Origin of the sequence: Streptomyces sp. NPDC002057 (assembly GCF_040296665.1) — a bacterium.
Lineage (GTDB): Bacteria > Actinomycetota > Actinomycetes > Streptomycetales > Streptomycetaceae > Streptomyces.
In genome coordinates this window covers 1-14,185 of the sequence record NZ_JBEOXR010000058.1, presented here as the reverse complement: position 1 = coordinate 14,185, position 14,185 = coordinate 1, and the positions used below count along the sequence as shown (strand labels likewise).

Below are 14,185 nucleotides of genomic sequence, written 5' to 3'. Positions count from 1 at the left end.
AGTACTCTCCCACCGTGTCCGCTCCTTCACGGGTTGGTCACGGAAAGACCGAGTATCCCTGTCTCTGCGGGTTCCGGACGGGTACCGTCCTGTCCTGGCAGGACTCAGGGGGGAAGACCGGGGGGTCGGCAGGGTGAGCGCTGTCCGCATGCGGGTCGTGAGGCCGGGGGAGCTGACCGCGCGGGAGGTCGAGGCGTGGCGCGAGCTGCGGGCCAAGACCGGCGCGCCCGCGAATCCGTTCATGGAGCCCGAGTTCGCCCGGGCCGTCGCGGCCGTGCGGCCCCGTTCGCGCGTCGCGGTGTGGTGGGAGGGGGAGGAGCCGGTCGGCTTCTTCCCGTACGAGAAGGGCCCGCTGGGCCAGGGCCGGGCCATCGGCTTCGGCGTCTCCGACAGCCAGGGCGCCGTCCTGCGGTCCGGACTGCGGCCGAGCGCGCGCGCCCTGCTGCGCCACTGCGGGCTCGCGGGCTGGAAGTTCGACAACCTGGAGGACGGGCAGCCCGTCTTCGAGGGCGCGGCCGTCGAGTCCTTCGCCTCGCCCGTGATCGACGTCGGCGAGGGGTACGCGGCCTACGAGGCCCTGCTGCGCGTCCAGTCGCCCAAGTTCCTGAGGACCACCCTCGCCAAGGAGCGCCGGCTCGGCCGGCAGGCCGGCGGCGAGGTGCGTTTCGTCTTCGACGAGCGCGACCCGGCGGCCCTGCGCACGCTCATGGAGTGGAAGTCCGCCCAGTACCGCAGGACCGGCCGCCGGGACCGATTCTCGAAGGACTGGATCACCACCCTGGTCCGCCGCCTCCACGAGCTCCGCGCGCCCGGCTGCTCCGGTGTCCTCTCCGTGCTCTACGTGGGGGAGCGGCCCGTCGCCGCGCACTTCGGACTGCGGTCGGCGACCGTGCTGTCCTGCTGGTTCCCCGCGTACGACCCCGAGTTCGCCAAGTTCTCGCCCGGGCTCGTCCTCCATCTCCGGATGGCCGAGGCGGCGGCCGCCGCCGGGATCGGGATGCTCGACCTGGGGCGCGGGGACGCCGAGTACAAGGACGCCCTGAAGACCGGGGAGCTGACGGTGTACGAGGGGGCCGTCGTCCGCCCGGGTGTCCGGGCCGCGCTGCACTGGCTGGGCCGTGAGCCCTCCCGTCGCTTCCACCGTTTCGTGCGCGGCCGTCCGGCGCTCGCGGCCCGGGGCCGTACCGTCCTCAACCGCGTCGCGGCCCTGAGGGGCTCCCGTTAGCCGCGCCGGGGGGCCGGTGCGGGCCCCCTTCGCCGCCCTGGCCGCCCTCGTCGGCGGGTGGGCGACCAGGTCGCCCGCCGTCCGGTCCCGGGCGGCGGCGGTCGCGTCCGTCAACCGGCCGCGGGTACCCGTGGAGCCCGCCGCCCGCCCCCGGGCGGTCGCGGTCGCGTCCGTCAACCGGCCGCAGGCGCCCGTGGAGCCGCCCGCCCGCCGCCAGGTGGGAGCGGCCGCCCCGGCCGCCAACCGGCCGCAGGCGCCGACGGCGTCCGCCGCCCGCCCCCGGGCGGTCCCCTCCGCCCCTTCCGTCCCCTCCGCCCCCGTACCTCCGTGGAGCACCCCTCGATGAGCCTCCCCGCCCCCCGGCCCATCTCCGTCGCCGAGCTCGATCTCGACGCGCCCGACGGGCCCGTCCTCGGCTTCCGGCCCGCGCCCGGCGGGCCGCCCGTCGTGCCCGGTGACGTCTACGCGCTCGTACGGCTCCGGGGCCGGCCCGCCGCCACCGTCGTGGGTGCCTACGCCGAGGGCGAGGACCCCGCCGAGGTGCTGGCCGCCCTCGCCCGGCCGCGGCTCGCGGAGGCCGGGACGCCCCGCACCGCCGCCGAACGCCTCGCCGCGGACCGCACCGCCGCGGAGCGCGCCGAAGCCGAGCGCCTCGCTGCCGACCGCACCGCCGCCGAGCGCGCCGAAGCCGAACGCCTCACCCCCGAACACACCGCCGCCGCCGACCGCCCCGCCTCCGGCCGGCCGGAGGACCGCGCGGGGGCCCGCCCCGCCCCGCCCCGCGCCTCCGTCGTCGTCGCGACCCGTGAGCGGCCCGAGCAGCTCGCCCGCGCCCTCGACTCGCTCCTCGCCCAGGACCACCCGGACTTCGAGCTCGTCGTCGTCGACAACGCGCCCGTCACCGACGACACCCACGCGCTCGTCACCCGGAAGTACACCGACCGCGTCCGGTACGTCCGGGAGGACACCCCCGGTCTCGCCACCGCCCACAACACCGGCCTCGCCGCCGCCGGGGGAGCCGTCGTCGCCTTCACCGACGACGACGTGATCGCCGACCCGCACTGGCTGACCGCGCTCACCGCGCCCTTCGCCGCCGACCCCGGCCTCGGCTGCGTCACCGGACTGATCCTGCCCGCCCGGCTGCGCACCCCCGCCCAGATCCTCCTGGAGTCGCACGGCGGCTTCGCCAAGGGCTTCGCGCCCCGGGTGTACGACCCGGCGCTGCCGCCCGCCGACGAGCCGCTCTTCCCGTTCACCGCGGGCAGCTTCGGCTCCGGCGCCAACATGGCCTTCCGGACCGAGGCCCTCCGCGCGGCCGGCGGCTTCGACCCGGCGACCGGCACCGGGACCGCGGCGAGGGGCGGCGACGACCTGTACGCCTTCGTCGCCGTCCTCTCCGCCGGCTTCCGGCTCCGCTACACCGCCGAGGCCCTCGTCTGGCACCACCACCGCGACACCTGGCAGGACCTGCGGAACCAGGCGTACGGCTACGGCGCCGGCCTCACCGCGTACCTCACCGCCACCCTGGTCCGCCGCCCCCGCCTGCTGCCCGCGCTCCTCGCCCGCCTTCCGCGCGGCCTCGCCCACGCCCGGACCATGACCGCCCGGCGCGGCGAGTCCCACGAGGGCGGCGCCGTCCCCGGCGAGCACGGCACCCACCACCATCCCTGGCCTCGCAGCCTCTCCCGACTGGAGCGACGCGGCATGCTCTACGGCCCGATCGGATACGCGAAGGCCCGCGCGCGGGCGCGGCGCGGGAGGGCGGCCCGATGACGAACCCGCCCGGCCCCTCCCGGACGTCCCTCCGCCCGCGGACCCCCGGCCGTTCCCGGGTACCCGTCCGCACCCGGATACCCGTGCTCCTCTACCACGCCGTGATGGAGGACCCGCCGGAGTGGATCGCCGAATTCACCGTCTCGCCGAAGGAGTTCGCCTCCCAGCTGGACGCGATCGTCGCCAGCGGCCGTACCGCGATCACGGTCGGCACCCTCGTCGCGCACCTCGCGGCCGGCACCCCGCTGCCGCCCCGGCCCGTCGTCCTCACCTTCGACGACGGCTTCGCCGACCTCGTCGGGCCGACCGCCGAGGCGCTCGCCTCCCGCGACCTGCCGTCCACCGCGTACCTCACCACGGGCGCCATCACCCCCGGCCGGCCCTGTCTGCTGCCGCCCGCGCCGATGATGACCCTCGCCCAGACGCCGCGCCTGGAGCAGTACGGGATGGAGGTCGGCGGCCACACCGTCACCCACCCGCAGCTCGACACCCTCGCGCCGAGCGCCCTGCGGCGCGAACTGCGCGATTCGAAGGTGGCCCTGGAGGACGTCCTCGGGCACGAGGTGCGGCACCTCGCCTACCCGCACGGCTACAACAGTCCGGCCGTCCGGCGGGCCGCCGCGGCCGCCGGGTACACCTCGGCGGTCGCCGTCCGGCACGCGCTCAGCTCCGAGAAGGACGAGGTCTTCCGCATCGCGCGGCTCATCCTGCGCCGGAGCCACACCGTCGCCGACGTGGAGCAGTGGATGGAGGGGCACGGGGCGAAGGCCGCGCCCTACCCGGACTCGCTGCCCACCATCGGCTGGCGGATGTACCGCAGGACCCGCACCCTGCTCAAGGGGCCCGGGTTCGCGGGCTGAGAGCCCCCGCGATGATGGACAACTCCGGCGACCGATCCGGGTGTTGAATGTGTGAACAAAACCGGAGTACCTTCCTGTACTTCGCCGAAAGGGGCAGTTCGTGGGGGGAGAGGCCGTGCAGCATGACGTGCCCGCACCGGTGGCCGACAGCGAGGTCGGGGCGGGGCGCGAGGTCAAGGAGCCCGCGCCCGCGCGCGCCCCGAGCGCGGCCCGTCTCACCTCCGCGCTCCGCTCCCCGGACGCGCTCAACCTGGCACCGCTGCTCGTCGCGGCCGCGCTCTGGTTCTGGGCCCTGCCCCGGATCGACTTCCGGAACATCGCGGAGTTCGGCCTCCTCGACCGCTTCCCCCTCACCTTCTACGCCTCTCTCACCGTCCTGACCTGCGGCTTCGTCCTCACCCTGCGCCGGGCCGGCACCGCGCCGCTCTGGCCCGCCACCTACTGCGCGGCCATGCTGTTCGCCCTCAAGGCGCCGCCCGCGATCCTCTACGACAACGTGCGCTACGCCTGGGCGTCCAAGCACGACGCGATCATCAGCAGGCTGCTCGACCAGGGCACCGTCCACCCCGGGACCGAGCTCTCCGGCGGGATGTCCGCCTACGACCAGTGGCCCGGCTTCTTCTCCCTCGACGCGGCCCTCGTCCGCGCCTTCGGCGTCGACGCCGCCGCCTCCTTCATCAACTGGGCCCCGGTCGCGCTCGGTCTGCTCACCGTCCCGGTCCTGATACTCGTCTACCGCACGTTCAGCGACGACTGGCGGCTCGTGTGGACCGGCGTGTGGATTTTCCAGCTGGCGAACTGGGTGGGCCAGGACTACCTGTCGCCGCAGGGCTTCTCGTACCTGCTCTACCTCACCGTCTTCGCCGTCGTCGTCCGGCACTTCGTGCTCCCCGGCTCCGCCGGGACGCTGCGCGACCGGAGCATGCTCGATCCGGCGGCCCCGGCCGTGCCGCCGCCCACCACCACCCGCCAGCGGGCGATCGCCGTCCTGATCCTGCTGCCGGTCATCGCGACCATCAACGCCAGCCACCAGCTGACCCCGATCATGCTGTGCGCGACGCTCTTCGCCCTCTGCCTCACCCGCCGCTACCGCAACATCGGGCTCCTCGTCACCACCGGCCTCGTCGCCCTCGCCTGGAACCTCACCATGGGCCGGGAGCTCTTCCTCGACACCCTCGGCACCCTGAAGGAGAAGGCCGGCGACCTGCTCGGCAACTCCCGCCCCGGCTTCGCGGGCGACCCCACGGGCCCCGGACCCGAGCTCGTCGGCAGCGCCAACATCCTGATGGTCCTCGCGCTCGGCGGCCTCGCCTGCGCCGCCGTGGTCCTGCGCCGCAAGCTCGTCCGCAGCGCCCTGCCGCTGGTGCTCGCCGCCGCGGCGCCGCTGCCGATGTTCGCCGTCAACGACTACGGCGGCGAGATGATCTTCCGGGTCTACCTCTTCGGACTGCCCGGCTCCGCCTTCTTCGCCGCCGCCGCGCTCGTCCCCGCCGCCGGGGCCACCAGCCGCGCCGCCGTGATCGCCCGCCGCGCGACCGCCGTCGCCCTCCCCGTCACCCTCGTCGCCATGCTCGCGGGCTTCCTGCCCTCGTACTACGGCAAGGAGGGCATGCACTACGCCCCGCCCGGCGAGACCGCGCTCACCCGCCGCGCCTTCGACCGGGCACCCGAGGGCTCCCTGATCCTCGCCGCGACCGGTGCCTTCCCCGACGCGTACTACCGCTACGACCGGTACGAGCGCTGGTTCTTCACCGAGCAGGAGGTCGACGAGAACCTCCGCATGCTGAAGGACCCGGCCGGCTACCTCGCCGGCGGCATCCCGGCGGACCGCCCCGCGTACGTGATCCTCACCCGCACCCAGGGCGAGGCCGTCATCGGCGAGGGCTACCTCCCGGAGGGCGGCTTCGACACCCTCCGGGGCGCGCTGGAGAAGTCCCCGCTCTTCCAGGTCGTCGAGGAGAACACGTACGGCGTCGTCCTCCGCTACCGGCCCACCACCGGCGGCTGACCGGCCCACCACCGGCGGTGGTCGCCACCCGCCGATCCCGCCGAGCGCCCGTCGCCACCGCCCGCCGCGGCCCACCCGCCGCAGACCACACGCCCGAGGAGTAGGTACGCCATGGCCCACCCACGCCTGACCCCGCGAGTCCAGCGCAGAGCCGCCCTCGCGGCCTCCGGATGGGTCGCCCTCGCCGCGACCGCCTTCCCCGGCGGCTCCCCGTTCCGCTGGATCCCCGTCCTCGCCTTCGTCGTCCTCGCGCCGGGCCTCGCCCTGCTCCTCCCGCAGCCGATGGGCCTGCGCCCCGGCGCCCGACTGGAGGCCCTGGCGCTCGCCGCGCCCGTCAGCCTCTCCGTGGCCACCCTCGTCGCGACCACCCTGTTCCTGACGAAGGCGTTCTCCCTCACCGTCTTCCTGGTCGTCCTCGCCGTCTTCGTGAGCGGCGCCGCCCTGCTGCCCGGGGTGCCGCTGCCGGCCGCCACGCGCGGCGCCGTCGAGCGTGAGGGCGCCCGGCCCTCCCTGCTGCGCAGACGAAGGACCGGTGGGGGCGGATGACCGGCCGCCACTCCGGGGGCGGCCCCTGGACCCGCCTCGCCCTCGCCCTCGCCGCCGTCGGGGCGCTGACCGCCGGGATAGGGGTCTGGTCGACCCTCGCCGAGGGCGACGACCGCTGCACCCCCGACGCCACCCTCGTCGCCCCGTGCGGGGCCTGGTGGGGCGCGTACATCCCGTACGACGAGGACAGTTCGCTCACCCGGCCCGTGTACGCCTTCGAGAAGAAGATCGGCCGCAAGCTCGACCTCGTCTACACGTACCACGACATGTCCGGGAGCAAGGCCGACGGCGAACTGCTCACCCCCGACGAGCGCGAACTCGGCCGCGAGCGACTGCTCATGCTGGCCTGGGAGTCCACGGTGTGGACCGAGAAGCACCACGCCAACTGGACCGAGAAACAGCTCGGCTGGAAGAACATCGCCGCCGGGAGGTACGACACCTCCGTCATCGACCCGCAGGCCCTGCGCGTCAAGGAGTACGGCAAGCGGGTCTTCTTCTCCTTCGACCAGGAGGCCGACTTCCGCATCCCGGAGGGCGCCGGCACCCCGGAGGAGTACGTCGCCGCCTACCGCCACGTCCGCGAGCGCTTCGAGAAACTGGGCGTCACCAACGTGGTGTGGGTGTGGACGGTCTCCGGCTACCTCGGCAACGCCGACCTGATGAAGAGGCTCTACCCCGGCGACTCGTACGTCGACTGGATCGGCATGGACCAGTACAACTACTACCTCTGCCACAAGTCGCCGAACTGGCTCGACTTCGACAAGAGCCAGCGCCCCAGCTACGACTGGATGCGGAAGAACATCTCCGCCGACAAGCCGATCATGCTCTCCGAGTTCTCCACCGCCCCCGACCCGAAGAAGCCGGAACGGCAGCGCGACTGGTACACCGCGATCCCGAAGGTGGCGCCGACCCTGCCGAAGGCGAAGGCGTACGTGCACTGGAACCGCGCGGTCCCCGGCCCCGGCTGCGACCTGACCATCGACTCCGGTCCCGGCCTCGACGGCTACCGGACCGCGGGCCAGGACCCGTACTTCCGGCAGGACGTGCCGAACCGCTGACCCGCCCGGCGCGGCTCAGGGCCTTCCGCGGCCCGACGTCAGGCCGCGGAAGGCGCACACCGCCATCGTCCCCCCGGACAGGCCCAGGAAGAGCGGCAGCGGGGCGGTGGCGAAGGCCTGCTGCCCCGCCCACCCCGCCCAGACCAGCACCCACACCACACCGGCCGTGACCCGCGCGCCCACCCCGACCACCCGCAGCAGCACGGCCGCGAGCAGCAGACACAGCGCCTGGAGCGCCACGGGCGCCACGGCCCGCTCCACCCCTTCGCCCAGGAGCGCGGCGCCGGGACCGGCCGCCTCGGCCGGCCGCAGGCCCAGCAACGGCGGCGCGGTGTGCAGCGCGAGGAAGGTGGCGAGCACCACCGTCCCGGCGAACGCGGGCCGGAAGACGCGGAGTCCGACGGCGGCGCCCTGGAGGGCGACGAGCAGCAGCCCGGCGAGGAGCGTGACCGGTGGCAGCGCGGCGAGCAGACCGGTCCCGGAGAGCCGGGCCACGTCCAGCTCGCCGGAGTGGGCGAGCGGGAACCAGAAGAGCCCGGCCGCCAGGCCGAGCAGCAGCCACAGCCAGGTCACCCACCGGTCCGCGCCGTCCGCCCCGTCCGTCGCCCCCGGCCGCGCGGCCGACACCGCCGGGGTCGTGGCGGACGCGGGTGCCGGCCGGCCCGAGGGGCCGTCCCCCGGCTCCCTGGGCACGAAGACCGGGATGCCGAACGCCGGCGTCATCGATTCGTGCGCCCCGCGCAGATAGGCGCTCTCCCGCGCCCAGTTGGTGCCGTACCCGTCCTCCGCGCGCGGCTTCGCCCGCTCGGTCTCGCGGGGCCGCTCCACCGGCGCGCGCCCCTTGAGCGCGGCCCGCAGACCCGGCGCCGACACCGCCGCCATCAGCGTCATCGAGGCGAGGACGGCGAATCCGGCGCCCGAGATCCCGACGGGCCCGAGGAGCAGGGCCGCGCTGCCGAGGACCAGGACGCACATCGCGCCCTGGAGGACGGCGAGCACGCCCGTACGCCCCTGGACGCGCAGCACGCCGATGTACAGCTCCACCGCGACCCGGGGGAGCGCGGCGGCGGCGAGCAGCCGGAGCACGGTCGTGCCGTGCTCGGCGTAGTCCGGGCCGAACGGCGCGAGGATCAGCGGCGCGAGCACGACGAGGACGAGGACGACCGGGACGAGCAGCAGCGCCATGCGGCGCAGCGCGCCCCTGACCCCCTCGGCGAGGGACTCGGGGCTGTGGGAGGCGTGGGCGGTGAGCGAGGAGGCCATGTTGATGGCCATGAACTCCATCGTGCCGCCGACGGTGTAGGCCGTGTAGAAGAAGGCGTTGTGGGCGGCGTCGAAGCGGACGGCGACCATCACCGGCAGCAGGTTGATCATGGCGAGGCTGAAGAGCGCGCCGACGGAGTCGCCGGCCATGAACCGGCCGATCTCGCGCAGGCTGGGCGGTTCGCGGTCCCGGTCGGCGCGGGCCTGGCGGGGGATGAGCCGCCGGAAGACGAGCCAGGCGAGCGGGATGACCGAGAGGGCGATCGCCGCCGACCAGGAGACGAAGACGCCGAGCACCGGCAGGGCGGCGGCGAGCAGCACGAGCAGGACGAGCTTGCCCAGCGAGAAGACCGCGTTGCCGACGGGGACCCAGATCGCCCGTCTCAGTCCGGTGAGGACGCCGTCCTGGAGGGTGAGCAGCGCCCAGCCGATGCAGGAGGCGGTGAAGAAGATCCCGGCGGACAGGGTGCCGAGCGGGGCGTACGAGGGCCCCCACCAGTCGATGGTGAGCAGGAAGACGCCGCAGGCGACGGCGACCACCACGGTGCTGACCAGGTACATCCGCAGGACGAGCGGCCCGGTGGCGCGGCCTGCCCGGGGCACGTACCGGACGACCGCTCCGATCATGGTGGTGGCGGTGAGGGAGGCGAGCAGGCGCTGGGCGGCGATGGCGGCGGAGCCCTGGCCGACGGCCTCCTCCGAGTAGTAGCGGGCGGCGACCAGCCAGAAGCCGAGGCCGAGGGCGGCGGAGACGCCGGTGGAGAGCATCAGGGCGTAGGCGTTGCGGAACATGGAGTTCTCGCCGGACCCGGAGTCGGAACCGGAGTCGGACCCGGACCCGGAGTCGGAACCCGAGTCGGACCCGGAGTCGGCGGCGTGGCCGGAGTCGGGGCCGGAACCGCGGCCGTCGCCGGAGCCGCCGCTGTCACGGTCCTCGGCGCCGGAGCCCTCGCCGCCGTCCCCGCCGCCGTTCCTCGTCTCCGGGTGCGCGGGCGTCCCGCCGGCCGCGGGGTCCGCCTCCGGACCCCGCTCCTGCCCGCGCAGTCGTACGGTGTCGGTCACCGGGCGCCACCGAGGGCCTCCGAGGGCTGCGCCGGGCGGATGCCGGCGCCGCGCAGGACGGCGAGGACCTCGTCCGCGCGGCGCGGGTCCACGGGCAGGGCGTGGCGGGCGAACCAGGCGGCCGGCTCCGGAGCGGGGGAGAGGTCGGTGAAGACCCCGCCCGCGTAGCTGTCGAGCGGCGGGTCGTAGAGGTAGCCGGTGGTGATCCGGTGCCGGGCGAGGGCGGCGGCGGCCGCGTCCCGGTCCGCGACGAGCAGCGGCACCCGGAAGAGCGGCTGGACCGGCTCGGGGGAGGTCTCCGAGACCCTCGGCGTGCCGTACTCGGCGGCCGACAGCCGGGCGGTGCCGGCCCGGTGGGCGTCGAGGACGCCGTCGAGCCGGGCGAATCTGCGGGTGGTGCGGCGCAGTCTGCCGGAGCCGGGCCGCAGCCGGTAGTCGTGCATGTCGACGCGGACCCAGGAGTGGAAGGGTTCGAGCGCGGGCGCCGCCGGGAGGGCCCGCTCCAGCGCGTCGGCGCGGAGCGGCATCCGTATCTCCTCCCGTTCCTCCAGGCCGAGCAGCCGCACGGCGGCGCGCGCGGCCCCCACCAGACGCAGCCGGCGGGCGGTGGCCTCGGCGTACGGCCTGACCAGGTAGGCGAGTTCGGCGGTGGCGCGGGTCGGGTGCAGCAGCGCGTCCCGGGCGGCGGCGAGTTCCTCGCGCAGCGCCGGATCGGCGAGGGCGAGGAAGCCGCCGGTCTTGGCGGCGGTGTGCTTCGAGAGGCTGAAGACGGACGCCTCGCCGTACGTGCCGACCGGGCGTCCGCCGACGGTGGAGCCGATCGCGTGGGCCGCGTCCTCGATCAGCGGGATGCCGAGCCGGTCGCAGTGCGCCCGGAGCTCCGGTGCCGGGTCGGGGTTGCCGTACAGATTGGTCGTGAGGACGGCGGAGAGCCCCTGCCAGACGGACTCGGGCACGGCGGCCGTGTCGATCGACCCGTCGCGGGGGTCGAGCGGTGCCTGCACGGGGCGGAGCCCGGCGGCGAGGACGACGAAGAAGATGACGTCGTCGTTGACCGGGGACATCAGGACCCGGCCGCCGGGTCTGCACCAGTGGCGCAGCGCGAGATAGAGACCGAAGCGGCACGACGGCACGTAGAGGCACTCCCTGCCCCCGAGCCTGCCGCGCATGCGCTCTTCCAGTTCCGCGTACGCAGAGACCATGTGAAATTCCCCCCTGAACCCCCGGGCCAATGTGGCCCAATCCGGACGGCGCGTCAACAAGGCCCTCCGGTCGTGCGGAAGGGCCCGTCCCGGGTCCGAAGACCGTGAACGGGCCCTTTCCGCAGCCATTTTGTCGGCTCGGGGGAGGTGGTGGAGGTCATTCCTCCAGAGTCAGGCCCCGGCGCAGTTTGGCCAGTGTCCGGCCGAGCAGCCGGGACACGTGCATCTGCGAGATGCCGAGCTCCGTGCCGATCTCCGACTGGGTCATGCCGGAGACGAAGCGGAGGGAGAGGATGTGCCGCTCGCGGGAGGGCAGCGAGGCGATCATCGGCTTGAGGGAGGCGATGTACTCGATGCCGGTCAGGCCGTGGTCCTCGTAGCCCAGCCGGTCGGCGAGCGCGGCCTCGCCGCCCTCCTCCTCGTCGGGCTGCGCGTCGAGCGAGCTCGCGGTGTACGCGTTGCTCGCCGCCATGCCCTCGACGACCTCCTCCGGGGAGATGCCGAGCTCCTCGGCGAGCTCGGCGACGGTCGGGGCGCGGTCGAGGCGCTGGGCGAGCGCGTCACCGGCCCTGGCCAGGTCGAGCCGCAGCTCCTGGAGCCGGCGGGGCACGTGCACCGACCACGAGGTGTCGCGGAAGAACCGCTTGATCTCGCCGATGATCGTGGGCATCGCGAACGTGGGGAACTCGACACCGCGGGCGAGCTCGAAGCGGTCGATGGCCTTGATGAGGCCGATGGTGCCGACCTGGACGATGTCCTCCATCGGTTCGCTGCGCGTGCCGAAGCGGGCGGCGGCGAACCTGACGAGGGCCAGGTTGAGCTCGACGAGGGTGTTACGGACGTACGCGTGGTCGTGGGTGCCCTCTTCGAGCTGTGCGAGGCGGGCGAAGAGCTGCTTCGACAGGGCCCGTGCGTCGACCGGTCCGATGCGGTCGAGGGGCTGGTCGGTGAGCTGGTCGGCGAGCGCGCCCGGAAGTCGGGTGGCATGGCCGGCGGGTTGGGTGGGCAGGTGGTCGAGGGGGACTGCTGCCGACGGCGCGTCGGGGGTACGCGGGGCGTCGAGCCGGGGTGACATGGGTCTCCTTCGTGGTTCTTCCGCTGCGGTTTGCGGCGCCTCCGAAGCCGGTCGTATCGGGTGTTCCCTCCTAGCCCTACCTGGTCGGCACCGGGGCTTGCAAGTGTCGACAATCCGCTTTGTCCTGTTATGGGGTAAGCCATATGTGCGCTGGAGGGTGCTCCGCTTGTAGGGTTCGTGGCACGTCAGTCGGCATCCGCGAGAGCGAAAGAGGCACGGCCATGGACCGCGAGAACATCGGCAGCGCGCCGCCCGCGCGGCTGCGGGTCGAGGTGCGGACCGTGGAGGAGAGTGAACTCCTCGCGCCCGTGGGTGAGCTCGATCACCACACCGCCGAACTGCTCCGCTCCCCGCTGGACGACGCGCTCGACGCGGGCCGGTCACGGCTCGTCGTCGACTGCTCCGGCCTGGAGTTCTGCGACTCGACCGGACTCAACGTGCTCCTCGGCGCACGGCTGCGGGCGGACGCCGCCGGCGGCGGGGTCCATCTGGTGGCGATGCGGCCCGCCGTGGCCCGGGTGTTCCACATCACGGGCGCGGAGGCCGTCTTCACCGTGCACGAGACACTCGCCACAGCCTTTCCCGGCTGAACCCCGCCAGGCCCCGGGTCCCGGCCCGGGGTCACGCACCGCCCGCACGTCCTGCCCCTGTCCCGTCGATCGGTGAGGTGAAGCGCTGATGGACCAAGCTTCCGACGTCCGTATGCTCGCCCTCGGCGAGAGCAGCGGTACGGTGCCGCTCGCCCGCGACTTCACACGCTCGGCGCTGCACGACTGGGGCTGGCTGCCGGCCGCCACCGCCGACCGCAGGGCCGCCGCGGAGGACGTCCTGCTCGTCGTCTCCGAGCTCGTCACCAACGCCTGCCTGCACGCCGAGGGCGCCGAGCGCCTCCGCGTCCTGCGCCTGCCCAAGGTCCTGCGCCTCGAAGTCACCGACCGGGGCGCGGGCGCCCCCGCGCCCCGCACCCCGCACCGCTCCGGCCGCCCCGGCGGCCACGGCATGTTCATCGTGCAGCGGCTCTGCCTCGACTGGGGCATCGAGCGCACCCCCGGCGCCCCGGGCAAGACGGTCTGGGCCGAGCTCGCCTCCCCCGCGTAGAACAGCCGCCACGCGCGCGTAGAACAGCCACCACGCGCGCGTAGAACAGCCAGCACGCCCGCGCGGCCCGCTCGCCGCGCCCCCGCAGCCCCGCTGGCTCCACCCGCTCCGTGGCCCGCTCGCCGCGCACGCGTGGGGCGGTGCCGGGGTCGCCCCAGGACTTTCACCGTCCCTCTTCTTCCCTCCGTAAGGCCTCAGGCGTACCTTGACGCCCAATCTGAAAGACCGTCAGTTACGTTGCGGTGAGGGGTGTTCGGGGTGTCCAAGGTGACCGACCGGAGGAGAACGGCCGCCGCGCTCGCGGCCGCGGTGACGGGCGCGGTCGTCCTGGCCGCCGCCCCGGCCGCCCAGGCGGCCGTCGTCGACGTGAACTACGCCTGCGAGACGAAGATCGGCCCCAAGGGCGCCGTCTCGCCCGTCGACATCAAGGCCGTCAGGAGCGGCAGCGCGTACACGATCACCATGTCGTTCGAGAAGGGGGTCTCCGACAGCCCCGTCGAACTCCCCAAGGGCGTCATGACCCCACGCGCCGAACTCGTCCTCGGCGGCGCCGACTCGGGGACCGTCAAGGTCAAGGGAGCCCCGAACACGGCCGCCATCCCGCCCGACACCCCCATCAGGATCGGCACCCTCACCGGCACGTACACCCCGAAGAAGAACGGCAAGGTCACCTTCACGGCGGGAACGCTCACCGTCCACGCCCTCGGCATGGACGCGGCCGTCTGCACCCCGAAGAACAACCCCGCGCCCTCCCTCTCACTGGAGGTGACCGGGGTCTCCGGCGGCTCCGACACCCCGCCCCCGTCCTCCGGCGGCGAGGCCCCGCCCGCCGAACTGCCCAGGACCGGCCCGCTCGACTCCGCCGTGGCCCTCGGCACCCTCGGCGGCACCGTCCTGCTGACCGGCGCCGCCGGAGTCCTCTGGCTCACGCGGCGCACGGCACGCTGATGCGGGCGGCGGCACGCACCGGGCTCGTGGCCGCCGCGACCGCCCACCACGGCGCCGGGGCGGCGGC

The 14,185-nt window shown here is 74.3% G+C and carries 12 protein-coding genes; 9 read left to right on the top strand and 3 right to left on the bottom strand.

The window, feature by feature from the left end:
* The first annotated feature begins 148 nt into the window (after positions 1–148).
* The 6 genes from ABT129_RS32020 to ABT129_RS31995 all read left to right on the top strand — a co-directional run bounded on the left by ABT129_RS32020 (position 149) and on the right by ABT129_RS31995 (position 7,470).
* Positions 149–1,225 (top strand): GNAT family N-acetyltransferase, encoded by a 1,077-nt coding sequence (locus ABT129_RS32020; RefSeq protein WP_351908694.1) that lies wholly within the window; start codon positions 149–151, stop codon positions 1,223–1,225.
* Positions 1,226–1,567: 342 nt separating this feature from the next.
* On the top strand, positions 1,568–2,998 hold the full coding sequence (locus tag ABT129_RS32015; protein WP_351908607.1) for a glycosyltransferase family 2 protein: 1,431 nt from the start codon (positions 1,568–1,570) through the stop codon (positions 2,996–2,998).
* An 83-nt stretch (positions 2,999–3,081) separates the two neighbouring features.
* On the top strand, positions 3,082–3,858 hold the full coding sequence (locus ABT129_RS32010) for a polysaccharide deacetylase family protein (RefSeq protein WP_502981972.1): 777 nt from the start codon (positions 3,082–3,084) through the stop codon (positions 3,856–3,858).
* A 115-nt stretch (positions 3,859–3,973) separates the two neighbouring features.
* Positions 3,974–5,866 (top strand): hypothetical protein, encoded by a 1,893-nt coding sequence (locus tag ABT129_RS32005; RefSeq protein WP_351908605.1) that lies wholly within the window; start codon positions 3,974–3,976, stop codon positions 5,864–5,866.
* Between the two features lie 111 nt (positions 5,867–5,977).
* Positions 5,978–6,412: a hypothetical protein gene (locus ABT129_RS32000; protein ID WP_351908603.1), complete on the top strand. Its 435-nt coding sequence runs from the start codon at positions 5,978–5,980 to the stop codon at positions 6,410–6,412.
* Positions 6,409–7,470 carry a glycosyl hydrolase gene (locus ABT129_RS31995; RefSeq protein ID WP_351908601.1) on the top strand — a complete coding sequence of 354 codons (1,062 nt, stop codon included), beginning with the start codon at positions 6,409–6,411 and terminating at the stop codon, positions 7,468–7,470. Before ABT129_RS32000 ends, ABT129_RS31995 begins: the two co-directional genes overlap by 4 nt.
* Before the next feature lie 15 nt (positions 7,471–7,485).
* On the opposite strand, the gene ABT129_RS31990 is transcribed toward ABT129_RS31995, so the two are convergent.
* The 3 genes from ABT129_RS31990 to ABT129_RS31980 form a co-directional block, all read right to left on the bottom strand.
* Positions 7,486–9,795, bottom strand: a complete 2,310-nt coding sequence (locus ABT129_RS31990; protein WP_351908599.1) for a lipopolysaccharide biosynthesis protein — start codon at positions 9,793–9,795, stop codon at positions 7,486–7,488.
* Positions 9,792–10,997, bottom strand: a complete 1,206-nt coding sequence (locus tag ABT129_RS31985; RefSeq protein ID WP_351908597.1) for a DegT/DnrJ/EryC1/StrS family aminotransferase — start codon at positions 10,995–10,997, stop codon at positions 9,792–9,794. Before ABT129_RS31985 ends, ABT129_RS31990 begins: the two co-directional genes overlap by 4 nt.
* Positions 10,998–11,154: 157 nt before the next feature.
* Positions 11,155–12,072 carry an RNA polymerase sigma factor SigF gene (locus ABT129_RS31980; RefSeq protein ID WP_351908595.1) on the bottom strand — a complete coding sequence of 306 codons (918 nt, stop codon included), beginning with the start codon at positions 12,070–12,072 and terminating at the stop codon, positions 11,155–11,157.
* 221 nt (positions 12,073–12,293) lie between these two features.
* On the opposite strand from ABT129_RS31980, the gene ABT129_RS31975 reads away from it, so the two are divergent.
* The 3 genes from ABT129_RS31975 (at position 12,294) to ABT129_RS31965 (ending at position 14,118) form a co-directional block, all read left to right on the top strand.
* Complete coding sequence (locus tag ABT129_RS31975; RefSeq protein ID WP_351908593.1) at positions 12,294–12,662, top strand: STAS domain-containing protein; 369 nt, start codon at positions 12,294–12,296, stop codon at positions 12,660–12,662.
* Positions 12,663–12,750: 88 nt separating this feature from the next.
* Positions 12,751–13,170 carry an ATP-binding protein gene (locus ABT129_RS31970; protein WP_351908591.1) on the top strand — a complete coding sequence of 140 codons (420 nt, stop codon included), beginning with the start codon at positions 12,751–12,753 and terminating at the stop codon, positions 13,168–13,170.
* 267 nt (positions 13,171–13,437) lie between these two features.
* Positions 13,438–14,118 carry a peptidase gene (locus tag ABT129_RS31965; RefSeq protein WP_351908690.1) on the top strand — a complete coding sequence of 227 codons (681 nt, stop codon included), beginning with the start codon at positions 13,438–13,440 and terminating at the stop codon, positions 14,116–14,118.
* Positions 14,119–14,185: the final 67 nt, after the last annotated feature.

Coding starts and splice junctions, on each gene's coding strand:
- ABT129_RS32000 (WP_351908603.1), top strand. CDS start 5,978: ATGGCCCACCCACGCCTGACCCCGCGAGTCCAGCGCAGAGCCGCCCTC.
- ABT129_RS31985 (WP_351908597.1), bottom strand. CDS start 10,997: ATGGTCTCTGCGTACGCGGAACTGGAAGAGCGCATGCGCGGCAGGCTC.
- ABT129_RS32015 (WP_351908607.1), top strand. CDS start 1,568: ATGAGCCTCCCCGCCCCCCGGCCCATCTCCGTCGCCGAGCTCGATCTC.
- ABT129_RS32020 (WP_351908694.1), top strand. CDS start 149: ATGCGGGTCGTGAGGCCGGGGGAGCTGACCGCGCGGGAGGTCGAGGCG.
- ABT129_RS31995 (WP_351908601.1), top strand. CDS start 6,409: ATGACCGGCCGCCACTCCGGGGGCGGCCCCTGGACCCGCCTCGCCCTC.
- ABT129_RS31970 (WP_351908591.1), top strand. CDS start 12,751: ATGGACCAAGCTTCCGACGTCCGTATGCTCGCCCTCGGCGAGAGCAGC.
- ABT129_RS31975 (WP_351908593.1), top strand. CDS start 12,294: ATGGACCGCGAGAACATCGGCAGCGCGCCGCCCGCGCGGCTGCGGGTC.
- ABT129_RS31980 (WP_351908595.1), bottom strand. CDS start 12,072: ATGTCACCCCGGCTCGACGCCCCGCGTACCCCCGACGCGCCGTCGGCA.